This is a genomic window from Faecalibacterium prausnitzii (assembly GCF_019967995.1).
GTDB lineage: Bacteria > Bacillota > Clostridia > Oscillospirales > Ruminococcaceae > Faecalibacterium > Faecalibacterium prausnitzii_E.
This window is the reverse complement of sequence record NZ_CP065377.1, coordinates 2,625,695-2,651,808: the sequence shown is the minus strand read 5'-3', so window position 1 is coordinate 2,651,808 and position 26,114 is coordinate 2,625,695. Positions and strand designations below refer to the sequence as shown.

Here is a 26,114-nt window from a genome sequence, read left to right as displayed (position 1 = left end):
TTTCCATGCAAAAATAAAATGGCCCGGCGGGGACAACGGGAAATCGGCCCGCTGCCCCCGCCGGGCTTTTATAGTAAAGGAGGAAACCTTATGCCGAAAATCTTTACCACATTGGATAAGATCAAGCCGGCGTACGACATTACCTATAAGGTGGTGCTGTTCATCTGCAAGATTTTGCTGATCCTGGACATCCTCATCACCACCATGTCGGTCATTGGCCGTTACGTCCCCTTCATCCCGGACCCTGCCTGGTCGGAAGAAGTCGTGCTGACCTGCATGAGCTACATGGCCGTGCTGAGTGCAGCGCTGGCCATCCGCCGCGGTGCCCACATCCGCATGACCGCCTTTGATGTCTACCTGCCCAAGGCAGTCGTCAAAGTGTTGGACATCCTGGCCGATGCTGCCGTGATGGTGCTGGGCATCATTATGATGGTGGTGGGCTGGAACTACGCTACCACCCTGGGCGGTCGCGGTTTCTACGTTTCCATGCCCTGGCTGAGCCGCTTCTGGATGTACTTCCCCGTGCCGCTGGCCGGTGTTGCCATGATCGTGTTCGAATTTGAGTCCATCTACAACCACATCAAGAGCCTGTTTGTAAAGGAGGAGAATTGATATGACAGTTCAGACACTGGCGATCCTTGTCCTTCTGGTCAGCTTCTTTGTGATGATCTTTCTGCGGTTCCCCATTGCATACGCCGTTGGCCTTTCCAGTGTGTTCTGCCTGATGGTGCAGGGCCAGGCCCTTACGGATGTTTGCCGTCTGATGGTCAAGGGCATTTCGTCCTTCAGCCTGATGGCCGTGCCCTTCTTCATCACCATGGGTGTGCTTATGGGCTCCGGCGGCATCTCTGAAAAACTGATCGCTCTGGCGGATGCCTGCGTCGGCTGGATGCGCGGCGGCATGGCCATGGTCAACATCGTGGCTTCCTACTTCTTCGGCGGCATTTCCGGTTCCGCCTCCGCCGATACTGCTTCCATCGGCTCCATTATGATCCCCATGATGGTGGATCAGGGCTACGATGCTGACTTCTCCACTGCTGTTACCATCACCTCCTCCTGCGAGGGCCTGCTGGTTCCTCCGAGCCATAACATGGTCATCTACGCCACCACCGCCGGCGGCATCTCCGTGGGCAGCCTGTTCCTGGCTGGCTACCTGCCCGGCGCTCTGCTGGCCATCGTCCTGATGATCGGCTCCTACATCATCTCCGTCAAGGAAAACTACCCCAAGGGCTCGCCCTTCAGCATCAAGGGCTTCATCAAGCAGCTTGGTACTTCCATCTGGGCGCTGGCTGCCGTTGTCATCGTTGTCTTTGGTGTTGTGGGCGGCGTGTTCACCGCCACAGAGTCCGCAGCCATCGCCGTTATCTACTCCCTGTTCGTGTCCGTGTTCATTTACAAGGGCCTGGATTGGAAGGGCGTCTGGTACGCTCTGGACGAGTGTGTGAACACCCTGTCCATCGTCCTGATCCTGATCGCCACCTCTGCGGTGTTCGGCAACTGCCTGACCATGCTGCATGTGCCCGATCTGGCCGCAAACGCCATCACCAGCGTGACCGATAACCCCTACATCATCGCCCTGCTCATTGATGTCATCATTCTGGTTCTGGGCTGCATCATGGATATGGCCCCCATCATCCTGATCGCTACCCCCATCCTGCTGCCCATTGCAACCTCCATTGGCATCGACCCCATCCAGTTCGGTATCATCGTGGTGCTGAACTGCGGCATCGGCCTGCTGACTCCTCCTGTCGGCGCGGTCCTGTTCATCGGCTCTGCCGTTGCAAAGCGCCCCATGGAAAAGGTCGTCAAGGCGACCCTGCCGTTCTACCTGTGCATGTTCATCGCCCTGGTGCTGCTGACCTTTATCCCCGACATCAGCCTGGCCATCCCCAAGCTGCTGGGCGGCTACGTCAGCCCCATCCCCAATCCCCTTGGCCCGGTGTTCATCCACTGATGTGCGTGTGAGCAAGTTTCTTCTCCTGAAACGATAACCTATCTGCAAGAGCCATTCTCACGGTGCGATTCCTGCGCCGTGGGGATGGCTCTTTGTTTGGCGTTTTTTTTGCTGGAATCTCCAATTTTGCGGCCTTGAAATTGTGATATGATACAAAAATAAAATAACCTATTGAATAAATTGTGACAAAATGGTAATATAAGGCCAACAAATCGGGTGTATGGAAAGACCATCACTCGGATGGGTGCAGTGCGAAACTATTTTGGAGGATACGATTATGAAAATGTTCAAAAAGCTCATGGCGATTGCGCTCGCTGGCGTTATGGCACTGGCAGTCCTGACCGGCTGCGGTACTTCTGTGAATGAGAAGGAAATCATTAAGATTTTCAATGATAGCCTGAAGACTGCTCAGGCTATCTCCATTATGCAGAGCAAGAATATTGCAATTAAGGAAGTCAAGGCCGACGGCGATATGAAGGCGATGGCCAAGAAGGTGGCTGATATTCTGGCTTCTGACGTGAAGGAAGACTCTACTATCAAGACTCAGATGACCGCCAAGGTATCCGATATCTATAAGGCTCTTGATGATAAGCAGAATGAGTATGTCATTGGCTATACCCAGAAGATTAAGTATGACAGCAAACTGTACAACACCTTTGACAGTGGCATCGATGCTATCTCTATTTTGATGAACTCCGTAACCTTTAAGCCGGTTGGTAAGTATGAGTACGCTAAGGATGCTGTTTCTCTGATCGGCTTTGCTGATGTCACCATCAACGGTGTTACTTACACCATCGCAGTCATCAAGACTCCTACTCAGGCTGTGAAGGCATAACTTCGAACGATACCTTTTAACTTGGGCATTGCAATAAGATTGAAACACCCTGAACTGCACCAAACGAATCATTGAATCACACTCCTGCCCCGGAGCGAGCCATGCGGCCTCGCTCCGGGGCCTTTTGCGTTTGCAGTCACATCACTGCCCGGCCCGGCATAGGCTGACACAGATCTTGGAGAGGGGGAGCCGGGCATGGAAGGACGAAAGCAGGTTGCGGTGATCGGCGGCGACGCGCGGCAGGCGGCAGCGGGCCGGGCGCTGGCGCGGGCGGGATACGCCGTCTGCGGGGCAGAACAGGTAGCCCTTGCGGATTATATTTTGCTGCCGCTGCCGCTGGATGAGACCCGCACACCGCTGGCGGAGCTGCTGCGGGCGGCAAAGCCGGGGGCACTGGCGCTGGGCGGCAGGCTCTCGGCGCAGGCAAAGCAGATCGCGCAGGAGGCCGGGGTCGAGCTGGTGGATTACTTTGCGCGGGAGGAGCTGACCATCCGGAACGCCATCCCGACGGCAGAGGGCTGTCTCGCCATCCTGCTCCGTCAGCGGAAGCGGACGCTCTGGGGCAGCGGGGTGCTGGTGACCGGCTTCGGACCGGTGGGGCAGGCGCTGGGGCCGCGTCTGGCGGCGCTGGGGGCCGACGTGACCATTGCGGCCCGCCGCCCGGCACAGCGGGCGCTGGCCGAAAGTCTGGGGCTGCGCAGCGTCCCGCTGGCGGCACTGGCCGGGGTGTCCCCGGCGTTTGATACGGTGGTGAACACCATCCCGGCGGTGGTGCTCACCGAGCCGGTGCTGGCGGCGCTGCGGCCGGGAAGCCTCATCGTGGATCTGGCATCCCGCCCCGGCGGCACCGATTTTGCGGCCGCCCGGCGGCTGGGACTGACGGCGCTCCATGCGCTGAGCCTGCCAGCGGCCTGCGCACCGGAGACGGCGGGCGAATTTGTGGCGCAGACGGTCTGTGAGATCCTGCGGGAACGGGAGGGGAGTGCATGAACACGCAACATCGGGGCAGAGCCGCATTTGCGGTCTGCGGGAGCTTCTGTACGCTGGGCGCGGCAGCCGCGCAGGCAGAGCAGCTGGTGCGGCAGGGCTGGGAGCTGCTGCCGGTCATGAGCTTTGCAGCATCCCGGCTGGACACCCGCTTTGGGCGGGCGTCGGAATGGAAAGAGCGGCTGGAGCAGCTGACCGGGCATCCGGTGCTGGACAGCCTGCAGGCGGTGGAACCTCTGGGGCCGAAGCATCTGGCTGAGGCGCTGGTCATCGCGCCCTGCACCGGCACCACGCTGGCCCGGCTAGCGGCGGGCCTGTCCGACACGCCGGTCACGCTGGCGGCAAAAAGCCTGCTGCGGGTGGGGTGCCCGGTGGTGGTGGCCGTCTCCACCAACGACGGCCTGGGCGCATCGGGGGAGAACATCGCCCGACTGCGCCAGCGCAAGCACTATTACTTCGTGCCCTACGGGCAGGATGACCCGTTGGAAAAGCCGCAGAGCCTGAAAGCTGATCTTTCGCTGCTGCCCGCCGCGCTGGAAGCGGCGCTGCAGGGGCGGCAGCTCCAGCCGATGCTGCGGATGTTCTGAGCGTTGCATTTCTCTTTTCAGCGGGGAAAAAGTGTGGTATACTAAAAAAGATTAAAGTGACGATGGAGTATACCAGATGAAAAAACAGATCGCCGTGCTGTGTGCGGTGCTGCTCTGCCTGCTGACGGCCTTTGTGCCCGGCGCGGCGGCCGCTGCCCCGGCACTGACCACCACCGAAGCCTACTGCATCATTGATGCGGACACCGGTCTGGTGCTGGAACAGCAGAATATGGACGAAGAACTGCACCCGGCGTCCATCACCAAGGTGATGACGCTGGGCCTTGCCTGTGAAAAGGCGCAGGGCCAATGGGAGGACGTCAAGCTGACCGTCAGCCACGAGGATGTCTACTCGCTGGCGGGCACGGATTCCAGCCACATTGCCCTGCAGGAGGAGGAAGAAGTTCCGCTGACGGACGCCCTCTATGCCACGATGATGGCCAGCGCCAACGACGGTGCGAACCTGCTGGCCGAATACTTTGGCGGCGGCACCATCGCCGACGGCGTGGCCGCGATGAACGCACAGGTGAAGGAGCTGGGTTTGCAGCACACCCATTTCGCCAACCCGCACGGCATCAGCGATGAAGACCACTACACCAGCTGTTACGACATGGCGCAGATCCTGCGCTGGGCGCTGACCCAGCCGGGGTTCGAGACCCTCTTCACCCGAAACGAGATGTACACCATGGCCCCCACCAACGTCCAGCCGGTGACCCGGTACTTCCACCAGCAGGATAAAATGCGGGTGGCGTCCAGCCGGTTCTATATCCCGGCCATCCTGGGTTCAAAGATCGGCTACACCAACATCGCCCGGTACAGCTACGTCTGCCTGGCCGAGCAGAACGGCGTCCGGCTCATCTGCGTGACCATGCAGAGCAACATGAAGACCGATAAATACAACGATGTCCGCACCCTGCTGGACCATGCGTTTTCCACCTTTACCGGCTACACCGAGATCCCGGCGCAGGGCGTGACGGCCCAGCTGGAGGTCGTGGGCGGCGGCGATACCATGGGCACCGTGACCGTCAGTGACCCCGGCATCCGGCTGCTGCTGGCCAATGGCCTGACCGCCGAAAACGTCTCGGTGAGTCTGGAATTGCCCGAACGCTATATTTTGGGGGTTGACCCGGAGGCGTATGCGGTGTATACCATTCAGGGCAGCGGATCGCAGGAGTCGGCCAGTGTCCGTGTCAAGGCGAAGATCGAAGGGCTGGAAGAGGTCGTGGCGGCCAACGCAGACGTTTCGCTCCCGGCTTCCCGCAGCCTGAAAAAGACCGCAGGCGGGCTCATCGCCATCTCGCTGGGCAGCACTGTGCTGGCCGCCGTGGTGGTGTTTGCAGTCATCCGCATGCAGGCAAAAAAGAAAAAGCGAAAGCCAGGAAGTAAGCATTAATATGCGCAAAAGCCGCCAAGGCTTTTCCAAATAAAACAAAAACGATATTTTTCAAAAAAGAAAACAGAGAGGAAACAATTATGGGCAAGTTCACATTTACGCAGACCGAGATCCCCGGTGTCGTCGTCATTGAGCCGCAGGTGTTCGGCGATGACCGCGGCTATTTCATGGAGACCTATCAGAAGGACCAGTTCGCGGCAGCCGGCATCGACAAGGAGTTCGTGCAGGACAACCAGAGCCGCTCCACCCGCGGTGTGCTGCGCGGCCTGCATTTCCAGAAAAACCACACCCAGGGCAAGCTGGTGCGCGTGACGAAGGGCGAAGTGTATGACGTCGCCGTGGACTGCCGCCCCCACAGCGCCACCTTCGGCAAGTGGGTGGGTGTGACCCTGAGCGAGGAGAACAAGAAGATGTTCTATATCCCGGAGGGCTTCGCACACGGCTTCCTGGTGCTGAGCGACGTGGCAGAGTTCTGCTACAAGTGCACCGACGTCTACGACCCCACCAGCGAGGGCGGCATCCCCTACGACGACCCCACCGTCAATGTGCAGTGGCCGGACTGCGGCTGCGAGCACAAGACCAGCGCCAAGGACAAGCTGCATGAATCCTTTGCTTCCCAGAAGTTCGAGTTCTTTGAAAAGTGGTGATCGCCTGTGGCAAAATGGAAAGGAATGCTCAACGGCTTCTGGCGGTACCGCTATCTGCTGTGGAACCTCGTCAGCCGTGACTTCAAGCTCAAATACCGCCGCAGTGTGCTGGGCGTGCTGTGGAGCGTGCTGAACCCGCTGCTGATGTGTCTGGTGTACTGGGCCGTGTTCAGCAGCCTGATGGATATGCGGGGCAGCGGCATCGACAACTTCCCGGTCTTCCTGATGTGCGGCCAGCTGCTCTTCAACTTCTTCAACGAGGCCACCTCGGCCAGCATGTCCAGTGTGCTCAGTGCGGCCCCGCTGCTCAAAAAGGTGTATATCCCAAAGTATATCTTCCCGCTGGAAAAGTGCTGCTTTGCCATGGTGAACTGCGTGTTCAGTTTCGTGGCGCTGCTGCTGGTGATGATCTTCACCGGGGCACCGTTCCACCTGACCCTCATCGAGGCCGTCTATCCGCTGGTGACCCTCTTCTTCTTCAGCCTGGGCGTGGGGCTTTTTCTGGCAGCGGCCACGGTGTTCTTCCGCGACATCATGCACATCTGGAGCGTCTTCATCACGGCGCTGCTCTATTTCTCCGCCATCTTCTACGACCCCACCCAGATGACCTTCTCCATCGGCGGCTTCAACATGCAGCAGATCATCAAGCTGAACCCGATGTACTGGTATATCACGGGCTTCCGCCGCACGTTGATGTGGGGCATCTCGCTGGACTTCAACATGTTCGCCGTCTGCGGCCTGTGTGCTGTGCTGTCCATGGTGGTGGGCGTCTGGATGTTCCGCAAAACGCAGGACCGCTTTGTGCTGCACATTTAAGGAGGGGAGAAAATGGAACCGATCATCAAAGTGGACAATGTTTCCATGTGCTTCAACCTCTCCACCGAAAAGCACGAGAGTCTGAAGGAATATCTGCTGGCCATGGTGCAGGGGCGGCTGCAATACGATGAGTTTTACGCCCTGCGGGACGTGAGCCTCGACATCATGCCCGGCGATTTTTATGGTCTGGTGGGCCTGAACGGTTCGGGCAAGTCCACCCTGCTCAAGACCATTGCGGGCGTGTACAAGCCCACCAAAGGCAAAGTGACCGTCAACGGCACCATTGCGCCCCTCATCGAGCTGGGCGCGGGCTTTGACATGGACCTGACCGCCCGCGAAAACATCTACCTCAACGGCACGGTGCTGGGCTTCTCGCCCAAGTACCTCGACGAGAAATTCGACGAGATCGTGGAGTTCAGTGAGTTGCAGAACTTTCTGGACGTCCCGCTCAAGAACTACTCCTCCGGCATGGTGGCCCGCATCGGCTTTGCCATCGCCACCATCACCAAGCCCGACATCCTCATCGCCGATGAGGTGCTGTCGGTGGGCGACTTCCTCTTCCAGCAGAAATGCGAGAAGCGGATGCAGGAGCTGATGGCGGGCGGCACCACGGTCATTCTGGTGTCCCACTCCATCGAGCAGATCGAGCGGATGTGCTCGAAGGTCGCCTGGCTGAGCCATGGCCGCCTGAAGATGAACGGCGACACCGAGACGGTCTGCAACGCCTACAAGGCAACGCAGCGCGGCGAGGCATAAGCGATGAATGTACGACTGAAACGCGCCAGAGAGCTGGCGGGCTATGCCGTCCAGCTGACGAAGGACGAGGGCCTGGGCACCATGCTGGTGCGGGGCGCGGGCTTCGTCCGGCGCCGCTGCTTTGGCAAAAAGGCCCGCTATCTGCCCGCCAAAAAGGTGCTGGAAGCCCAGCGCGCCGAACGGACCGGGAAGACGGCAGACACCTGCGGCCTGCCGACCATCTCCATCCTGACGCCGCTGTACAATACGCCGGAACGATACCTGCGGGAATTTCTGGATTCCTTCCTTGGGCAGACGGCCCCCAATGGGGAGCTTTGCCTGGCCGATGCGTCCGATGCGGAACACGCCGGGGTGCAGCAGGTCGTGAAGGAATATCAGGCAAAGAATCAACGCATCGTATACAAAAAGATCGAAAACAGGGGCATTGCGGCCAACACGAACGCGGCAGCAGCCCTTGCTTCGGGCGAATATCTTGCGCTGGCCGACCACGACGACATTCTGGCCCCCCATGCGCTGTACACCATGGGCAAGGCCATTTTGCAGCTGCGGGCGCAGGGAAAGCCGGACGGCTTCCTTTACAGCGACGAAGCGCTCTTCTCCAAAACCATCCAGCGGCCCATCGTGGCGCATTTCAAGCCGGATTATGCCCCGGACTACCTGCTCTGCTGCAACTACATCTGCCATCTGGCCGTCTTCCGGAAAACGCTGTGGGAGGCCGTGGGCGGTGAGCGCCCGGCCTGCGACGGCAGCCAGGACCACGACCTCTTCCTCCGGCTCATCGAGCTGGTGGGCGGCGCGGCCCATGTGCCCCAGGTGCTCTATTACTGGCGGGTCCACGCCGGGTCTACGTCCGGCGGCACCGAGGCCAAACCCTACGTGGCCGAAGCCGCGAAAAAGGCGCTGGCCGACCATCTGGCCCGCACCGGCCGGACCGGCACCGTGGAGGACGGTCTTTTCCCCAGCACCTACCGCGTGAAGTGGGACATCGAGGGCGACCCGAAGGTCAGCATCCTCATCCCCAACAAAGACCACACCACCGATCTGGAAAAGTGCCTGCAAAGCATCTGGAAGAAGACGACGTGGGACAATTACGAGGTCATCGTCATCGAGAACAACTCCACCGACCCGGCGACCTTTGCCTACTACGAAGCGGCAAAGCAGCGGTACGACGGCCTGCGGGTCGTTACCTACCCGGAACAGGGCTTCAACTTCTCCGGCATCAACAACTTCGGCCGGAAAGCGGCTGCGGGCGAGTACCTGCTGCTGCTCAACAACGACGTGGAAGTCCTGAACGGAGACTGGCTCACCGAACTGCTGCGGCAGTGCGCCCACAAGGGTGGTGCCGCCATCTGCGGTGCCATGCTCTATTATCCGGACGATACGCTGCAGCATGCGGGCGTCATCACGGGCCTGGGCGGCTATGCGGGCCACAGCCACAAGTATAAGCAGAAGGGCGGCAGCGGCTACCTGTTCCGCACCGCCACCGTGCAGGACTTCTCCGCCGTGACGGGGGCCTGCCTGCTGGTCCGGGCCAGCGTCTACGACGAAGTGGGCGGGCTGGATGAGCAGTTCGCGGTGGCGTTCAACGATGTGGACTTCTGCCTGCGGGTGCGGGATGCGGGCTACCGCATCGCCTGGACGCCCTATGCACAGCTGGTCCACTACGAGAGCAAGAGCCGCGGCGGTGACGAGAAAGACCCGGCCAAGGCGGCGCGGTTCGCGGCGGAACAGCAGCGGCTCTATGCCATCCACGGCAAAGAGGATATCCTGGACGACCCCTACTACAACCCCAATCTGACCCGCGACCGGGAGGATTTCTCGGAGAGCGACGATCTGCGGCGGCTGAAAGAGGGAACGGTGACCGTACGTTTTCGCGGAGGCGAAGCATGAACATCAAAGGCCATTTTGAGACCATCACCCGGCACAAGCTGCTGGTGATGAAATACTGCTTTGAATGCGGTCTGTACGAACAGGGCCTGGCCCATGACCTGAGCAAATACAGCCCCACGGAGTTCATCCCCGGCTGCATCTACTATCAGGGCGACCACAGCCCCAACGAGGCCGAGCGGGAGGCCAGAGGCTACTCCTCGGCGTGGCTCCACCACAAGGGCCGCAACAAGCACCATCTGGAATACTGGATCGACTACAGCACCAACAAATCCGGCATGGCGGGTATGAAGATGCCCCTGCGCTATGTCTGCGAGATGGTCTGCGACCGGGTCGCGGCCAGCCGGATCTATCTGGGCGACCGGTACACCGACGCCTCGCCGTGGGAATATTACGACCGCAGCAAGGGCCACTATATGCTCCACCCGGAGACCCGCGCCCTGCTCGAAAAGCTGCTGAAAATGGTGCGCGACCTCGGCCAGGAGCGGACCTTCGCGTACATGAAGTTCCTGCTCGGCTGTCAAACGGATTACTGAAAAAAGACCTCTCCGGCTGTGTTCGGAGAGGTCTTTTTGTTTGTCCAGTTTGTCAGTCCAGTGTGACCGGAGCTTCGGGTTTGTTGGCCGTGCGGGCGCTGGTGCGGCCTTCCGGTTCGATCTCACCCGCCGCGGTCAGGCTGATCTTGGTCAGGGTCGGGCCGACCAGCTCATATACGAGCACCGAGAAGAGCACGACGTTCCGCACCATGTGGCCGTCGGAGAGCTCGGCGGCTTCGGCCGCCATGCCCAGTGCAACGCCGGCCTGGGGCAGCAGGGTGATGCCGAGATACTTCTGGATGTTGTCGCTGCAGTGGGTAGCGCGGCAGCTGAAGTAAGAGCCGGAGATCTTGCCCAGCGAACGGGATGCGATGTACACCACGCCGATGAGGAGCACCAGCGGGTTCGAGAGGATGTTCAGATCCAGCTCGGCACCGCTGAGCACGAAGAACAGGATGTTGACCGGCGAGACCCAGCGGTCCAGACGGTCCATCAGTTCATCGGACGTGGGGCAGATGTTGCAGAAGACGGTGCCGGTCATCATGCAGACCAGCAGCAGCGAAAAGCCGCAGTGCACCGGCCCGATCTGGAAGGTGACCATGGAGAGGCCGACCGTCAGCAGGACGAAAGCCACCGAAAGGCTCATGCGCTTGGAGCGGGAGTGGAAGTAGATCTCCAGCTGGTTGAGCACAAAACCGGCCAGCGCACCCAGACCCAGCGAGAGGACAATCTCCACCAGCGGCTCCACGATGACGCCGAGAGGGTCGATGCGGCCCTGCTCCAGCGCGTTCGCCACGCCGAAAGAGGCAGAGAAGAGGACGAGGCCGACGGCGTCGTCGATGGCGACCACCATCAGCAGCAGGTGGGTCAGCGGGCCGTTGGCCTTGTACTGCTTGACGACCATCAGGGTCGCGGCCGGGGCCGTGGCCGCTGCGATCGCACCCAGCGTGATGGCCGAGGCCATGGAGATGACATCCGGGCGGAGCAGATGCAGGACGACCAGCGCGAGATCCACCAGTGCGGTGGTGACGACGGCCTGCAGGATGCCGACTGTGATGGCCTGCCGGCCCATGCTTTCCAGCGTGGTCAGACGAAATTCGTTGCCGATGACGAAGGCAATGAAACCCAGCGCCACCTGGGTGATGAGGCCGTAGCTCTCCACCTGGGCCAGGCTCCCGAAGCCGATGCCCCAGCTGCTCAGGCCGAGTCGCCCCAGAAAGAAGGGCCCCAGCAGCAGGCCCGCCACCAGATACGACGTCACGGCGGGCAGGTGGGCGGCCTTGGCCAGCCGGGACATCAGAAGCCCTGCGATCAGTGCGAGGGACAGACAGATGAGTAATTGTTCCATGTTCATTGCAGGAGCGCGTTTTACCATTCGGCTCCCCGATCCTCCCTTTGAATGTGCTGCAAGCGGGGCGGATGCCGGGCCGCCGGGCGCTGCGCGTTGAAATGATGCCTAAAAATTATACCCTATTGTAAGCAAAAAAGCAACAACAGTTCATCTGCTTCAAATCTGAAGTTTTCTTAACATGCTGGGATACAAGCAAAAACCGGGCTGCTGAAAACGACAGCAGCCCGGTTTTGGAAACATTTGTGCAAAAAAAGCAACAAGAATGGTCTCAATTGAATTTGAAGATCTTCTGTGCGATGCGGTAACCGCCCACCACGATGGCGTCGCCCTTGGGGAAGTTCAGGTTGGTGATGCCGCCGAAACCGTAGCGGATGGCACGGTAGACATCGGGTTTGGTATTCTCCTTGAGATACTTCCACAGGTCTGCCTTCTTGGCCTGCGCCTCGGCGCTGCCGTCCAGCAGCAGGAAGATGTCGCTGACGGCCATCATCGTGGAAAGGTAGTGCAGCATATAGGCGCGCAGGCGCTTTTCGTTCCTGAGGGCGTCGAGGTCCTGGCAGTCGATCATGTGTCGGGTCACGCGCAGCTGCTGGTCCACCCGCTTGACCATGACGCTCTCGTTCACGCTCTGGTCCGAGCGGCCGATGAAGTAGCGGTAGAGGTCAAGATCCATGTAGTACATGCTCTTGACGTAGGGCAGCGGCTGGTAGACGAAGATGTTGTCCACATAGAAGGTGTGCTTGGGCAGCACCATGCCGCAGTCCCGCAGGACCTGGGTGCGGTAGATGACCGAGTGCATGAGCAGGTTCTGGTCCGGGCGGAAGTGGCCCACGTGCATCCAGCTGAACAGGCGGTTCTCCGGGAAGACGTTGGTGTAGCGCACGGTGTGGGTGGTGTTGTCCTCCACATGCTCGTAGACGTAGTTGCAGATCATCAGGTCGGGGGCGGTGCCGCGGGCCACAAGAGTCTGCAGCTTGGCCAGCACGGTCTTCAGGGCGGCGGTGTCCAGCCAGTCGTCGCTGTCCACGACCTTGTAATACAGGCCGGTGGCGTTCCGGATGCCCTGATTCACGCCCTCGCCGTGGCCGCCGTTCTCCTGATGGATGGCCTTGACGATGGTGGGGTATTGGGCGGCGTATTCATCGCAGATGGCCGGGGTCTCGTCCTTGACGGAACCATCGTCCACCAGGATGATCTCGGCCTGCTCCCCGGCGGAGAGCAGGGTCTCGATGCAGTGGCGCATATAGGCCGCCGAGTTGTAGCACGGGACGGCAAAGGTGATCAATTTCTGCATAGGTTGAAATACTCCTTTTTTCATCAGATCCGGCACAGCATTGGCCGGGATGGAGATATGTGTTCTTATTATATCATTTTCGCGCCTGAAAAGCTATCCATTGGAAAAAATCCGTTTGTTATTTCGCGCATTCCGGCAAAAAACGAGGCCATCCCCCTGCGAAACCGGCAGTTTTGTGGTATACTGAGAGGGCTGCGAAGGCAGCTCTCATAGAGTATAACGGAGGAACGCATGGAAAACCCGCATTCGATTCTAAAAAAAGTGTTCGGCTATGATGGCTTCCGCCCCGGTCAGGAGGAGATCGTCTCCCGGCTGCTGGCCGGGCAGGACGTTCTGGCCGTGATGCCCACCGGTGCGGGCAAGTCCATCTGCTACCAGGTGCCCGCGCTGCTGCTGCCGGGCATCACCATCGTGGTCTCGCCGCTGGTCAGCCTGATGAAAGATCAGGTGGGGGCGCTGGTGCAGGCCGGTGTGGCGGCGGCGTTCCTGAACAACAGCCTGACCGACAACCAGAAAGCCCTGATGCTCCGCCGTGCGCGGGAGGGCTGGTATAAGATCATCTACGTGGCCCCGGAGCGGCTGGAGATGCCGGGTTTCCAGCGGTTCGCGCAGGAGCGGGAGATCAGCATGGTGACGGTGGACGAGGCCCACTGCATCAGCCAGTGGGGGCAGGACTTCCGCCCCAGCTACCTCCGCATCAAGGCGTTCGTGGACGGCCTGCCCAGGCGCCCGGTCATCGGGGCGTTCACAGCGACGGCCACGGCCCACGTCCGGGACGATATCCGGAGCTGCCTCGAACTGAAAGACCCCTACGAGGTCACGGCCAGCTTCGACCGCCCGAACCTTTACTTCGAGACCCGCCGCGCCCTGCCCAGCGAGAAGCCCCGCGTTCTGCTGGAACTGGTGCTCAGGGAGCGGGACCATGCGGGCATCATTTATTGCAGCACCACCCGGCAGGTGGACGAGACCACCCGCCTGCTGCAGAGCCGGGGCATCCGGGCGGCGGCGTACCACGCCAAGCTCGACCCCGATGCCCGGCGGCAGAATCAGGACGATTTTCTGTACGACCGCATCCAGATCATGGTGGCGACCAATGCGTTCGGCATGGGCATCGACAAGCCCAATGTCCGGTTCGTCATCCACTACAACATGCCCAAGGATCTGGAGAGCTACTATCAGGAGGCCGGGCGGGCCGGCCGCGACGGCGAACCGGCCCGGTGCACCCTGCTCTACTCCGGTACCGATGTGCGGACGATCCGGTTCTTCATCGAAAAGGAGATGGAGGCCGACAACGGCCTGCCCGCCGATGTCAAGGCCGAGGCCGCCCGCAAGGCCGAAGAGCGGCTCAAGTATATGACCTTTTATTCCACCACACCGCGCTGCCTGCGGGGCTTTCTGCTGAGCTACTTCGGCGAGGCCGCACCGCAGAAGTGCGGCAATTGCTCCAACTGCCTGCTGGCCGAACAGGCGGCAGAACAGGTGGAGCAGCAGGCGGCGCAGGCCAGAGAGCGGGCCGCTGCCAGCACCAGACGTCTGGCGGGCGGCCGCCGCCGCAATGCAGACGATGTGCCTCTGAGCGAAGCGGACGAAGCGCTGCTGGGCGCGCTGTACGCTCTGCGCAAGCGGCTGGCGGCAAAGCAGAAGGTGCCCGCCTACATGATCTTCAACGATGCCACCCTGCGCGAGATGGCCCGGAAAAAGCCGCTCAGCCTGGACGAGCTGCTGAACATCACCGGCGTGGGCGAAAAGAAAGCCGCCCACTATGGCCGCGACTTCCTCCGTGTCATCGAGGAGATGGTGGAGAGCCGGGGCTGAAAAAACGAACAGGCCCACCGGCGTTGCCGGTGGGCCTGAGATGGTTCAGGGGGTCTGATAGAGCTTCAGGGTCGCATCCACGACCTTGTCCCACTGGAAGCGGTCGCAGATGTAATCCGAGGAGAGCCATTTGAACATCCGGACTGCGTTGGGGTGCTCGATGGCATAGCGCAGCTTGGCTTCCAGATCGTTCACGTCTCCCTTGCGGAAGGTGATCCCCCGGTCATGGATGACATTGGTGCATTCCTCAATGTCCGATACCAGCACACAGTTGCCGTAGCTCATGGCCTCCAGCAGGGAGAGGGGCATTCCCTCCAGGTCGCTGGGCAGAACGAACAGATAGGCGTTGCTGTACAGCTCATCCCGCAGCGCGCCGTCCACGAAGTCGGTGAAGAGGATGCGGTCATCGCCGGCGGCCAGAGCCTTCAGGGTGTTTATGTAATCGCCGGAGTCGGACACGCCGCCCGCAATGACCAGCTTTTTGTTGGTCTTGAGCCGCTTGAAGGCTTCGCACAGATGGTGACAGCCTTTTTCCGGCACCAGACGGCCCAGAAACAGCAGGTAGGAACCGTATTCCAGCCCAAACCGTTTCCGGATGAGCTCCGGCGGGGCATACGCCGGGCGGTTGACGCCGTTGGGGATGTAGTGAGTCTCGCGGTGATAGATGTCGCGGAAATAGGTCTGGGTGCTGTGGTTGAGCACGATGATCTCGTGTGCGAACCGGGCACCGACCTTCTCGCCGAAGTGGATGTACCAGGAGCCGAAGCTGCCCTTCCACTTGTCCCGCGCCCAGTCCAGCCCATGGACCGTCAGGACGACCCGCTTGCCGAACAGCCGGGGCAGCCAGCAGAAAGCGGCCGGGCCTTCGGCGTGGACATGCACGACATCGTAAGGGCCAAGCGCCGCCGCGAGGCTGGCAAAAAAGCTGGATGTAACGGCTGCAAGCCCTTTTTTGTCCAGTGTGGGCACATGGCGGATGCGAATGCCGCGGTATTCGTCCAGCTTTTGCACTTCATATTCTTTTCCGCTGACGTGCTGGCCGGTACGGTTGAAACAGGTGACCTGATGCCCCTTTTCGACCATCCGCGCGGCCAGCTCTTCAACAACGACCTCGATGCCGCCCTCGTGGGAGGGGATGCGCTTGTGGCCGAGCATTGCGATCCGCATGATTGACCATTCCTTTGTCTGTTGTAGAGGAGCATCGGCAAGCCCTGCGATGCTCTGATATATCTTTCATTCTACACAGTTTTGCGGTTCAGGTCAAGAAAAAATAGGAAACTTGCGAAAATTTGCAAAAATCATGTCGAAAAGATGAAATTTATGGAATATTCTGGAAGGTTTCCACTGCTTTTGGGAAAATCCAAATTCAGGATGGAAACTTCTGCGTCAATATGCTATGATATAAGGTGCAGAACGATCTTGCTGAACGAATCCTTATTTTATATAGAACGAAAAGGGAAGGATCTTTATGGGAAAGTATTTTGGGACCGATGGCTTCCGCGGCGAAGCCGGGATCACGCTGACCGCCGACCATGCCTACAAGGTGGGTCGCTTCCTCGGCTGGTATTACAACAAGCTCCGCGAGCGCAACGGCAACAATGAGCCTGCCCGCATCGTCATCGGCAAGGACACCCGCCGCAGCTCCTACATGTTTGAGTACAGCCTTTGTGCCGGTCTGACGGCCTCCGGCGCAGACGCCTATCTGCTGCACGTCACCACGACGCCCTCTGTGGCCTACATCGCCCGCGTGGACGACTTCGACTGTGGCATCATGATCTCGGCCAGCCACAACCCGTTCTACGACAACGGCATCAAGCTCATCGACTGCTACGGCGAGAAGATGCCCGAAGAGACCCTGCTGCTGGTCGAGGACTACATCGACGGCAAGCTCCACGTCTTCGATCAGGACTGGCCGGAGCTGCCCTTTGCCCACCGCGAGCACATCGGCTGCACCGTGGACTATGTGGCAGGCCGCAACCGCTACATGGGCTACCTCATCAGCCTGGGCATCTACTCCTTCAAGGGAATCAAGGTCGGCCTGGACTGTGCCAACGGTTCCAGCTGGAACATCGCGAAGTCTGTGTTCGATGCACTGGGTGCCGACACCTACGTCATCAACAACAAGCCGAACGGTCTGAACATCAACAACAATGCCGGTTCCACCCACATCGAGGGCCTGCAGAAGTTCGTGGTCGAGAATCATCTCGACGTCGGCTTTGCCTACGATGGCGACGCCGACCGCTGCCTGTGCGTGGACGAGAAGGGCAATGTCATCACCGGCGACCACATCCTGTACATCTATGGCTGCTACCTGCAGGAACATGGCGAGCTGATGAACAATACCGTCGTCACGACCGTGATGTCCAACTTCGGTCTGTACAAGGCCTTTGATGAAAAGGGCATCGGCTACGCCAAGACCGCTGTGGGCGACAAGTATGTTTACGAGTACATGGCCAAGAACGGCTGCCGCATCGGTGGTGAGCAGAGCGGCCACATCATCTTCAGCCAGTATGCCAGCACCGGCGACGGCATCCTGACCAGCCTGAAGATGATGGAAGTCATGCTGGCCAAAAAGCTGCCCATGAGCAAGCTGGCCGAGCCGCTGACCATCTATCCGCAGGTGCTGGAAAATGTCCGCGTGACCGACAAGAAGGCGGCGCAGGACGATGCTGCGGTGCAGGCCGCCGTCAAGGCGGTGGCTGAGGCACTGGGCGACACCGGCCGCATTCTGGTTCGTGAGTCCGGCACGGAGCCGCTTGTCCGCGTTATGGTGGAAGCCCCCGACCACGACACCTGCCAGAAGTACGTGTCGCAGGTCGTGGAGGTCATCGAGGCGCAAGGGTATGGCGTCTGAACGACGCCTCAAAAAGAGGAAGTGCAATGAAACGAGCAAAACAGATGTTCGCCGTGCTGCTGTGCATCGCAGCACTGTGTGTGCTGGCCCCGGCGGCGCTGGCTGCCCAGCCGCTGGACGAGAGCGAGAACGACGGAAAGGTCATCATCTATTTTGACGCCTGCGGCGGCACCGGCATCTCGGTGGTGGAGCGTACCAATGCCGACGGCAAGCTGTCCAGCCTGCCCACCCCCACCATGGAGGGCTACACCTTCAACGGCTGGTTCACCGACATCGTGGGCGGCAGCGCCATCGTCGCGGGTGAGACCGTGTTCTCCGGCGAAGAGGCCACCGTCTACGCGCAGTGGAGCCCCATCGACCAGGTGCCCACCGAGCCGACGGCTCCGGCTGACACCGTTGCGGGCATTCTGGAGCGCCATAAGGGCACGATTTTGATCGTGGGCGGCATGCTGGTGCTGGTCGCGGTAGGCCTTGCAATGTGAAAGGGACTGGAATGGAACAAAAACTGAAACTGCCCGCCCAGTGCGCAGCGATTCCGCAGGAGGAGCTGGAATCCATCTGCGGCGGTGCCCCCGCCTGGTTCGAAAACACCGTCACCGCAGTCAAAAATACCCTCCGCCCGGCCAAGCCCTACCTCAAGGCCGCCTGGGAGGTGCTCATGGTCACGATGGCCTGCATCAATGAGCTGTATCAGGCATACGGCTATGGCATGATCGTCATCTCTTCTCTGAAAGGCATCAAGAAGTGCCTGAAGGAGTTTGGACAGTAACGGACAAACGATAAGACCCCCTGTGCAGGATGGGATGCTGCACAGGGGGTCTTTGCTGTTTATAGGATGCGATGGGAATGTTTAATCGTCATCGCTGTCGAGCTTCAGCACGGCTGTGAAGGCCTCGCTGGGGAGGGAGACGCTGCCGAGCTGGCGCATCTTCTTTTTGCCTTCCTTCTGCTTTTCGAGCAGCTTCTTCTTGCGGGTGATGTCGCCGCCGTAGCACTTGGCCAGAACGTCCTTGCGCATGGCCTTGACGGTCTCGCGGGCGATGATCTTGCCGCCAATGGCAGCCTGGACCGGGATCTCGAACAGGGTGCGGGGGATGTTGTCCCGCAGCTTTTCGCAGATGCGGCGGCCCTTGCCGTAGGCGTTGTCGCGGAAGACGATCATGGACAAAGCGTCCACGGGGTCGCCGTTCAGCAGGAAGTCCAGCTTCACGAGGTCGCTCTCGCGGTACTCCTTGAACTCATAGTCATAGCTGGCATAGCCGCGGCTGCGGCTCTTGATGGCGTCGAAGAAGTCATAGACGATCTCGCCCAGCGGAAGTGCATAGTGCAGGTCCACCCGGACGTCGTCGAGATACTTCATGTCGGCCAGAACGCCACGCTTCTGCTGGCAGAGGTCCATTAGGCTGCCCACGTATTCGTTGGGGGTGTAGAGGTGGACGTCCACGAACGGCTCCTCCTGCTTGACGATGGTGGACGGGTCCGGATAGCTGGACGGATTGTCGATCATCTCGACCGTGCCGTCGTTCAGGGTCAGGCGGTAGCGGACGCTGGGGGTGGTGGTGATGATGTCGAGGTCGAACTCGCGCTCCAGACGCTCAGTGATGATCTCCATGTGGAGCAGGCCGAGGAAGCCGCAGCGGAAGCCGAAGCCCAGGGCTGCACTGGTCTCCATCTCAAAGGTCAGGGAGGCGTCGTTCAGCTGCAGCTTTTCCAGCGCATCCTTTAAGTCGGGGTACTTGGCACCGTCGGCGGGGTAGATGCCGCAGAAGACCATGGGCTTGACCTGACGGTAGCCGGGCAGGGCTTCGGCGGTGGGGCGGTTGGCCAGCGTGACGGTGTCGCCCACGCGGGTGTCCTGCACGGTCTTGATGCTGGCGGTCAGGTAGCCGACCTCACCGGCCTGCAGCTGGTCGCAGGGGGTCAGGCTGGTCGCGCCCATGTGGCCGACCTCCACCAGCGTGAACTGGGCACCGGTGGCCATCAGGCGGATGGTGTCGCCGGGCTTGACGGTGCCCTCGAAGACGCGGATGTAGACGATGACGCCCTTGTAGCTGTCGTAGATGCTGTCAAAGATCAGGGCCTTGAGGGGAGCGTCCGGGTCGCCGGTGGGGGCGGGGATGTCGCTGACCACCCGTTCCAGCACCTGGTCGATGTTCAGGCCGGTCTTGGCCGAGACGCGGGGTGCATCCAAGCAGGGCAGACCGATGACGTCTTCCACTTCCTGCGCCACCTCGTCCGGGTGGGCGCTGGGCAGGTCGATTTTGTTCAGGATGGGCACCAGCTCCAGATCGTGTTCCAGCGCCATGTAGGTGTTGGCCAGCGTCTGGGCCTCGACGCCCTGGGTAGCGTCCACCACCAGGATCGCGCCCTCGCAGGCGGCCAGGCTGCGGCTGACTTCATAGGCAAAGTCTACGTGGCCCGGCGTGTCGATGAGGTTGAACTCGTAGACCTTGCCGTCTTTGGCGGTGTAGTTCATGGTCACGGCGCGGGCCTTGATGGTGATGCCGCGCTCGCGCTCGATGTCCATGTTGTCAAGGATCTGGTCCTCCATGGTGCGCTCGTCCACGCTCTTGGTCAGCTCCAGAATGCGGTCCGACAGGGTGGATTTGCCGTGGTCGATGTGTGCGATGATGCAGAAATTGCGGATGTTGTCTCTTGCCATCTGTTCCTCCAACGGAAAATAGTGGGTGTTCGATTGATTATAAGATCCAGTCCTCCACGGCGATGATCCGGCCGTGTTCGAGGTAGACGCGGGGCACCCGGCGGGAGACCCCGCAGAGCACCTCGTAGGAGATCGTATCGGTCTTGCGGGCGATGTCCTCGGCGCTGTCGCTGACGGTGCCGCCCCAGAGGATGGCCTCGTCGCCCTCCTGCACATCGGGCACGGCGGTGACATCCACCATGAGCTGGTCCATGCAGACCCGGCCCAGCACCGGGCAGGGGACGCCGTGGACTTCCACAATGCCCTTGCCGCAGCTCAGCAGGCGGGGGTAGCCGTCGGCATAGCCGGTGCAGAGGGTGGCCACTCTGGTGGGGGTTTCGGCGGTGAAGCGCCGGCCATAGCTGGTGGATTGGCCCGGCTGCAGCTCCTTGACCATGCTGACCACGGTCTTGAGTTTCATGACCGGGCGGAACTTCCCGAAGCGGACTTCGTCGCTGGGGTCGAAGCCGTACAAAATGATGCCGGGGCGGGCCATGCAGGGCACGGAGACCGCGCTGCTGGGCCAGTCGGGATGGAGCATGACCCCGGCGGAGTTGTCGCAGTGGACGAGCGGCGGCTCCTGCCCGGCAGCCTTTAAGGCGCGGTAGGCGCGGAGAAAGAGCTGGTACTGCTCCTCGGTGTAGGCGACATTCCCGGCATCGGTGTCGTCGGCCACAGCGAAGTGCTGGAACAGGCCGGTCATCCGCAGGCCGGGCAGGGTGCAGACCTCCAGCATCTCGGCGACGGCCCGGTCAAAATCGGTGCGCAGGGCAAAGCCGATGCGGCCCATGCCGGTGTCGGCCTTGAGGTGGATGTCCACGGTCCCGCCCGCCCGTTCGGCGGCCGCGCTCAGGGCCCTGGCCTGCGGCAGCGAGTAGCAGGCGGCGGTGATGTGCTTCTCGATGAGGGCGGAGGCGTACTCCGGCTCCACATGGCCCAGAATGAGGATGGGCAGCGTCCGCCCGGCATTGCGCAGCTGCAAGGCCTCGGCCAGGCAGCTGACGGCCAGCCAGGCCGCGCCCTCCTCGGCGAAGACGCGGGAGCACTGGACGGCCCCATGGCCGTAGCTGTCGGCCTTGACGACGGCACAGAGCGGCAGGCTGCCCGCCCGCTCCTTCACGGCCCGGAAGTTGGACCGCAGGGCGTCGAGGTCGATCTCGGCCCAGACGTGTTTTTCAAAGGTGGTTGTCGGCATGGAAGATCCCTTCCTTTTCTGTGAGCGGCCCTCAGGTCAGGGAAACGCTCTCTACAAGATTCACGATATCACTGATGGAGGCCAGCTTGGTCAGGCCCGAAACATAGACCACATCGCCGCTGTCGTATTCCACGGTGGCAAGGACCGCATAATAGGCCTGGATGTCACAGCGCACGGCGGTGACGGTGGCCCCCTCGATCTGGATCTTGACCTTGCGCGGGCTGATGACGCCGTAGGCGCTCTTCAGGTCGGATTCCGACTGGCCGATGTAATCCTCGTAGGTCGAGGCGTCTCCCCGCTGAAACAGCACGATCTGATAGTTCGCGTTGTCGCTGTCGGTGCCGGAGGCCAGCTTGAGGGCGTGGCCGAGGGTGTCGTCCTCGGTCATCTCGCACACGGGCCAGACGGCGCTTTCGTAGTCCAGCACGATGCCGTTGTCGGCGGTGTAGTGGGTGTCGGGGGCTGCCGGGGTGCGGCGGTTGACGACCAGCGTCAGCACAAAGTAAGCCAGCGCACCGACCAGCACGATCACGCCCATGGCGAGCAATAGCCGGGATGCCCGCTGCTGGGAAGAGTCCTGCGTGTGAATGTTCTTCGGCATGGAATAGTCTCCTTTTTACAATATCGAATATAGTATAGCACATCTCCGGGCAAAATTGTAGCGCCCCGCCCCAGAAATCCGCCCGCAGCGGTAAAAAATCAGTTGAAAAATCCGAAATCTGAAATCGCGAGATTTCAAGAGATTTCAAGCGAAAACGAGAGAATGAAAAGTTTGCACCGAAAAAATCAAAAAAATCTGTTGACAGGCGCGTTTTTGTGATGTATACTGACACTCGCGCCCCAAAAGGGTGCCTGAACCGTTAAAACACTTATCAGGAGGAAATAGATATGAGCACTACTCTCGTAAAGCCCGCTGAAGTCGAGCGCAAGTGGTATCTGCTCGACGCATCCGGCAAGAGCCTGGGTCACGTCGCTGCTGAGGCTGCTGTTCTGCTGCGCGGCAAGCAGAAAGTCAACTACACCCCCAACGTCGATTGCGGCGATTACGTCGTCGTCATCAACTGTGACGAGGCTGTCCTGACCGGCAAGAAGGCCGAGCAGAAGTTCCACATCACCCACAGCAAGTTCATCGGCGGCCTGAAGAAGGTCCAGTACAGCAAGCTGATGGCTGAAAACAGCGATCTGGCTATGACCTACGCTGTCAAGGGCATGATCCCTTCCAACACCATCGGTGCCAAGGCTCTGACCCGCCTGCACTGCTACAAGGGTGCTGAGCATGCTCAGGCAGCTCAGAAGCCCGAAAAGATCGAGTTCTAAGAAGGAGGCAATCGAATATGTACGAAACCAAACCTTATTTCTACGGCACTGGTCGTCGTAAGAATTCCGTTGCCCGCGTTCGCGTTTACACCGGCACCGGCAAGATCACCATCAACGATCGCGACATCGACAGCTACTTCGGTCTGGAGACCCTGAAGCTGATCGTCCGTTCTCCGCTGGTCCTGCTGGGCCTGGAGGGCAAGTATGACGTCGTCGTCCGCGTTTCCGGCGGCGGTGTTTCCGGTCAGGCTGGCGCAATCCGCCACGGCCTGAGCCGCGCCCTGCTGCAGCAGAGCGATGAGAACCGTGCAGTCCTGAAGAAGGCTGGCTTCCTGACCCGCGATCCTCGTATGAAGGAACGTAAGAAGTACGGTCTGAAGGCTGCTCGTCGCGCACCTCAGTTCAGCAAGCGCTGATTTACCCTCAAAATGTATTTTTGCAACCCTGCTTCGGCAGGGTTGTTTTTGTTCTAGCTGTTTTTTCGCTGAACGGGGGTGCGCGGCTGCATCGCGGCCCCGGACAGCACGGAGGGCCCGGTGCGCCATGCACCGGGCCCTCATCTGTTTACTAGCCGCTCTTCAGTTTGTAGAAGTAGTCATCGGCTTCGATGGCCTCCGGGGTGAACGAGTTGTTCTTCCACCAGCTGACGAGGGCGGCGGCCACGGTCAGGCCGGTGGAGACCAGCTGCTCCAGTTGGGCCGACTCGATGGGCAGCACCGCGTGGCCGGTGGCGCTGAGGATCTGGTTGGTCAGGGCCAGCGCCAGCGCGGCGGTGCGGGCAATGGTCGAGGGCGAGATCTTGTGCTTCATAAAAACTCCTTTCGTTCCGGGTGATGTGCGGGGTTCAGCCGGAGAAGCGGCCAAGCCCTGCGCGGCGGCAGAGGGCGGGGTAGTCCTTGTAGGCGCGGCTCAGATCGACAGGGCCGTCGATGCCCGCCACATGGCCTGTGCTGGTGTACTGCCACATCCCGTGGGGGCGGGTGGGGCGCTTGCCGCGGTAATCGGCGAGCCAGAGGTCGTAGGCGGTGAGTGCATCCATCGCAAGGGCGGTGTCCGCAAAATTCGTGTAGGTGTAGACCATGGCGTAGAGATTCCAGGCTTCGAGCTGGGCGGCGGCCTGGGCCACCCGCTGCGCGAGCGCGGCAGGGGAGAGGGAGCGCAGCCGGGCGTCCTCCGCATCAATGGCAAGGGGCAGCTGGAACGTTTTCCCGCGCAGCGCGGCCCGCAGGGCGTTGAGCTCGGCTTCGGTCTGCCGGGAGGTGACGGCGCAGGTGTAGTAGTAGCCGCCCACCGGGATGCCGCGCGCCGTGCAGGCAGCATGATTGCGCTCGAACTGCGGGTCGGGGTAGGGCTGGCCGTTTCGGCTGCCCAGCACCCGCAGCATCACGCCGTCGATGGCACCGGAACGCTGCACCGCGTCCCAGTCTATGCAGCCTTGCCATCGTGAGACATCCAGCACCCGCAGCGGGGTCATCGGATGACCTCCGGGCGGTGAGTAGAATCTGGTGTTTGTGTCATGGAACAGACCTCCTTTCTGCTGTTGTCCCGATTGTACAGCCGGGATACGAAATGCGGAAGTGTGGTCTTTTTTCTTGCGGATCTTTGCCGTTCGGCATTTTGCCAAGGGGTGTTTCCGGGGCAGAAAAGCAGGGGAAGAACAGGGCCTTTTTGAGAGTAATTCTGGGTGCATTTTCGGGCGGAAAATGGCGTCTGTGAATGGTTTGTGATGACAAAAATCAAGGGAAATTCGGTCGATTTCCGGCCTTGAAACAGCACTTGAATGTTAAAAAATTGTGAACAAATCATGCCCGGATTTTGCAAAAAAATCGGGAAGAATCGCTCGAAAATTTCACGCATCCGGGAAAACTGTGTACAAAATTCACAAAAAACTATGTTAAGAATCTGGCAAACCGGAAATGTCAAATTTGACAAATCGGTTTTGGTCTGCTAAAATAGCTTCCGCTCAACGGACGTTGCAGCGTATAAAATTCATCACATTGAAGTGAAAAGCCGCACTGCGGCTCCCGAATACGGAGTGAAGAAACTCCGTGCCACGGCGGGTATTGGAAGGCCCGCATCGTATTCCAAACTGTAAAAAGAGAGGAGTTGTTCCGTATCGCTTCCGTCAAATTTCAAAAAGCATTGAGCGGCCGCACCCGTGCCGCCGCCCCCCGTGTGCTGGCGTTCTGCGTCATGGCCGTGAGCCTGTTGTTCACGCTGGCCGTGACCGCCGCGAATCTGCGGCTGACCTACGTCACTGACTCCTATGGTGCGCGGCAGCTGGTGGTCAGCACTGACGCTGACAGCGACCCCGCCCGCGTGATGAGCCTTTCCGGCATGGAGGCCGAAGAGGGCGACCATGTCTATTACACCGCGTTCAGCGGCAGCCTGGCTTCCCTGAACATCGAGCGCGCATTCACCGTGACCATCCAGGCAGACGACCAGGAGTATCCGGTGAGGATGGCTTTTGGCACCGTTGCCGATGCGCTGGAACGCGCCGGCATCACCCTGGATGAAGAGGACTACACCGAGCCTGCACTGGACCAGCTGGTCACAGCAGGCAGCAGCATCGTGGTCCACCGCGTCGATTATCAGGATAAGGTCGAGACGCAGGCCATCCCCTACGATACCGAGTATGTCTACACCAGCCTGTACTTCCGCAACACCGGCCGCGCCACCACGCTGCAGCACGGCTCGGAGGGCCAGCAGGCCGTGACCACCCGCGAGCGCTGGGTGGACGGTGAGCTGGAGAACAGCATGGTGGTCGATGTGACCACCACGGTGGAGCCCACCAATCATGTCGTCAAGACCTACGGTGCCGGTGCGCCTGTCTCGCCGCTGACCGGCACGGACGGCACCACCAATGCGCCCGCTTCCTACAGCAGGGTCCTCACCGGCAAAGCCACCGGCTACTATTCCAAGTCCGGCAAGGGCTCTTCCGGTCTGGGCCTGGGCTACGGCACGGTTGCCGTGGACCCGGACGTCATCCCCTACGGCACCCTGCTGTATATCACTTCCACCGATGGCCGCTTCGTTTACGGCTACGCCATCGCGACCGACACCGGCATCGCCGTTCAGAAGGGCGAGATCCTCGTGGACCTGTTCTACGAGACCTACGCCGAGTCGGTCATCAATGGGGCGATCCAGGTCAATGTTTACGTTGTGAACTGAGTCTTTGGCCCCCCGCGCACA

At 60.4% G+C, this 26,114-nt stretch carries 26 protein-coding genes; 18 read left to right on the top strand and 8 right to left on the bottom strand.

Annotated features, from left to right (window positions below; genetic code table 11):
- Positions 1-90 precede the first annotated feature (90 nt).
- The 11 genes from I5P96_RS12820 (at position 91) to I5P96_RS12770 (ending at position 10,395) form a co-directional block, all read left to right on the top strand.
- Entirely contained in the window at positions 91-612 is a 522-nt protein-coding gene (locus I5P96_RS12820; protein WP_223382483.1) for a TRAP transporter small permease, read from the top strand.
- 1 nt (position 613) lies between these two features.
- Positions 614-1,954: a TRAP transporter large permease gene (locus I5P96_RS12815; RefSeq protein WP_118552330.1), complete on the top strand. Its 1,341-nt coding sequence runs from the start codon at positions 614-616 to the stop codon at positions 1,952-1,954.
- A 277-nt stretch (positions 1,955-2,231) separates the two neighbouring features.
- A complete protein-coding gene (locus I5P96_RS12810; RefSeq protein WP_223382481.1) occupies positions 2,232-2,789 on the top strand; it encodes a hypothetical protein in 558 nt (185 codons plus the stop codon).
- 195 nt (positions 2,790-2,984) lie between these two features.
- Positions 2,985-3,779: a dipicolinate synthase subunit DpsA gene (locus tag I5P96_RS12805; RefSeq protein ID WP_223382480.1), complete on the top strand. Its 795-nt coding sequence runs from the start codon at positions 2,985-2,987 to the stop codon at positions 3,777-3,779.
- Positions 3,776-4,363 (top strand): dipicolinate synthase subunit B, encoded by a 588-nt coding sequence (locus I5P96_RS12800; protein ID WP_223382478.1) that lies wholly within the window; start codon positions 3,776-3,778, stop codon positions 4,361-4,363. Before I5P96_RS12805 ends, I5P96_RS12800 begins: the two co-directional genes overlap by 4 nt.
- A 76-nt stretch (positions 4,364-4,439) precedes the next feature.
- A complete protein-coding gene (locus I5P96_RS12795) occupies positions 4,440-5,753 on the top strand; it encodes a D-alanyl-D-alanine carboxypeptidase family protein (protein ID WP_223382475.1) in 1,314 nt (437 codons plus the stop codon).
- Positions 5,754-5,833: 80 nt separating this feature from the next.
- Entirely contained in the window at positions 5,834-6,400 is a 567-nt protein-coding gene (gene rfbC, locus I5P96_RS12790) for a dTDP-4-dehydrorhamnose 3,5-epimerase (RefSeq protein ID WP_097791569.1), read from the top strand.
- A gap of 6 nt (positions 6,401-6,406) precedes the next feature.
- On the top strand, positions 6,407-7,216 hold the full coding sequence (locus tag I5P96_RS12785; RefSeq protein ID WP_223382473.1) for an ABC transporter permease: 810 nt from the start codon (positions 6,407-6,409) through the stop codon (positions 7,214-7,216).
- 12 nt (positions 7,217-7,228) lie between these two features.
- Positions 7,229-7,972, top strand: coding sequence for an ABC transporter ATP-binding protein (locus I5P96_RS12780; protein WP_097791571.1), 744 nt, complete (start codon positions 7,229-7,231; stop codon positions 7,970-7,972).
- Between the two features lie 3 nt (positions 7,973-7,975).
- Positions 7,976-9,862, top strand: coding sequence for a glycosyltransferase family 2 protein (locus I5P96_RS12775; protein ID WP_223382471.1), 1,887 nt, complete (start codon positions 7,976-7,978; stop codon positions 9,860-9,862).
- Positions 9,859-10,395, top strand: coding sequence for a DUF5662 family protein (locus I5P96_RS12770; protein WP_097791573.1), 537 nt, complete (start codon positions 9,859-9,861; stop codon positions 10,393-10,395). Before I5P96_RS12775 ends, I5P96_RS12770 begins: the two co-directional genes overlap by 4 nt.
- 52 nt (positions 10,396-10,447) lie before the next feature.
- Here I5P96_RS12770 and I5P96_RS12765 read toward each other — a convergent pair whose 3' ends face one another.
- Together I5P96_RS12765 and I5P96_RS12760 are read right to left on the bottom strand one after the other, a co-directional pair.
- On the bottom strand, positions 10,448-11,770 hold the full coding sequence (locus I5P96_RS12765) for a cation:proton antiporter (protein ID WP_223382469.1): 1,323 nt from the start codon (positions 11,768-11,770) through the stop codon (positions 10,448-10,450).
- 244 nt (positions 11,771-12,014) lie between these two features.
- On the bottom strand, positions 12,015-13,040 hold the full coding sequence (locus I5P96_RS12760) for a glycosyltransferase family 2 protein (protein WP_223382467.1): 1,026 nt from the start codon (positions 13,038-13,040) through the stop codon (positions 12,015-12,017).
- A gap of 231 nt (positions 13,041-13,271) precedes the next feature.
- Between I5P96_RS12760 and I5P96_RS12755 the strand changes: the two genes are divergently transcribed.
- Entirely contained in the window at positions 13,272-14,855 is a 1,584-nt protein-coding gene (locus I5P96_RS12755; protein WP_223382465.1) for a RecQ family ATP-dependent DNA helicase, read from the top strand.
- Positions 14,856-14,900: 45 nt separating this feature from the next.
- Here I5P96_RS12755 and I5P96_RS12750 read toward each other — a convergent pair whose 3' ends face one another.
- Positions 14,901-16,022 carry a glycosyltransferase family 4 protein gene (locus I5P96_RS12750; RefSeq protein ID WP_223382463.1) on the bottom strand — a complete coding sequence of 374 codons (1,122 nt, stop codon included), beginning with the start codon at positions 16,020-16,022 and terminating at the stop codon, positions 14,901-14,903.
- Between the two features lie 301 nt (positions 16,023-16,323).
- Between I5P96_RS12750 and glmM the strand changes: the two genes are divergently transcribed.
- Genes glmM through I5P96_RS12735 form a run of 3 tightly spaced genes read left to right on the top strand, consistent with a single transcriptional unit; the run spans position 16,324 to position 18,478 of the window.
- The gene (gene glmM / locus I5P96_RS12745) at positions 16,324-17,709 is read left to right on the top strand and encodes a phosphoglucosamine mutase (protein WP_223382461.1); all 1,386 of its coding nucleotides are present in this window, start codon (positions 16,324-16,326) and stop codon (positions 17,707-17,709) included.
- 26 nt (positions 17,710-17,735) lie between these two features.
- Entirely contained in the window at positions 17,736-18,191 is a 456-nt protein-coding gene (locus I5P96_RS12740) for an InlB B-repeat-containing protein (RefSeq protein ID WP_118552352.1), read from the top strand.
- Positions 18,192-18,202: 11 nt separating this feature from the next.
- The gene (locus tag I5P96_RS12735) at positions 18,203-18,478 is read left to right on the top strand and encodes a hypothetical protein (RefSeq protein ID WP_118552354.1); all 276 of its coding nucleotides are present in this window, start codon (positions 18,203-18,205) and stop codon (positions 18,476-18,478) included.
- A gap of 81 nt (positions 18,479-18,559) precedes the next feature.
- Here the strand turns inward: I5P96_RS12735 and lepA are convergent, their stop codons facing one another.
- Genes lepA through I5P96_RS12720 form a run of 3 tightly spaced genes read right to left on the bottom strand, consistent with a single transcriptional unit; the run spans position 18,560 to position 22,206 of the window.
- On the bottom strand, positions 18,560-20,371 hold the full coding sequence (gene lepA / locus I5P96_RS12730) for a translation elongation factor 4 (protein WP_207685815.1): 1,812 nt from the start codon (positions 20,369-20,371) through the stop codon (positions 18,560-18,562).
- Between the two features lie 37 nt (positions 20,372-20,408).
- Positions 20,409-21,605, bottom strand: coding sequence for an alanine racemase (gene alr / locus I5P96_RS12725; protein WP_223382459.1), 1,197 nt, complete (start codon positions 21,603-21,605; stop codon positions 20,409-20,411).
- Positions 21,606-21,636: 31 nt separating this feature from the next.
- Positions 21,637-22,206, bottom strand: coding sequence for a hypothetical protein (locus I5P96_RS12720; RefSeq protein ID WP_207685813.1), 570 nt, complete (start codon positions 22,204-22,206; stop codon positions 21,637-21,639).
- 287 nt (positions 22,207-22,493) lie between these two features.
- On the opposite strand from I5P96_RS12720, the gene rplM reads away from it, so the two are divergent.
- Together rplM and rpsI are read left to right on the top strand one after the other, a co-directional pair.
- Positions 22,494-22,922: a 50S ribosomal protein L13 gene (rplM, locus tag I5P96_RS12715; RefSeq protein ID WP_097791583.1), complete on the top strand. Its 429-nt coding sequence runs from the start codon at positions 22,494-22,496 to the stop codon at positions 22,920-22,922.
- A gap of 17 nt (positions 22,923-22,939) precedes the next feature.
- Entirely contained in the window at positions 22,940-23,338 is a 399-nt protein-coding gene (gene rpsI, locus I5P96_RS12710; protein ID WP_097791584.1) for a 30S ribosomal protein S9, read from the top strand.
- 151 nt (positions 23,339-23,489) lie between these two features.
- Here rpsI and I5P96_RS12705 read toward each other — a convergent pair whose 3' ends face one another.
- Both I5P96_RS12705 and I5P96_RS12700 read right to left on the bottom strand, forming a co-directional pair.
- Positions 23,490-23,732: a phage holin gene (locus tag I5P96_RS12705; protein ID WP_223382457.1), complete on the bottom strand. Its 243-nt coding sequence runs from the start codon at positions 23,730-23,732 to the stop codon at positions 23,490-23,492.
- 34 nt (positions 23,733-23,766) lie between these two features.
- Complete coding sequence (locus I5P96_RS12700; protein ID WP_223382455.1) at positions 23,767-24,396, bottom strand: GH25 family lysozyme; 630 nt, start codon at positions 24,394-24,396, stop codon at positions 23,767-23,769.
- 632 nt (positions 24,397-25,028) lie between these two features.
- Here I5P96_RS12700 and I5P96_RS12695 point away from each other — a divergent pair.
- On the top strand, positions 25,029-26,093 hold the full coding sequence (locus I5P96_RS12695; RefSeq protein ID WP_223382454.1) for a 3D domain-containing protein: 1,065 nt from the start codon (positions 25,029-25,031) through the stop codon (positions 26,091-26,093).
- The last annotated feature ends 21 nt before the right edge of the window (positions 26,094-26,114 follow it).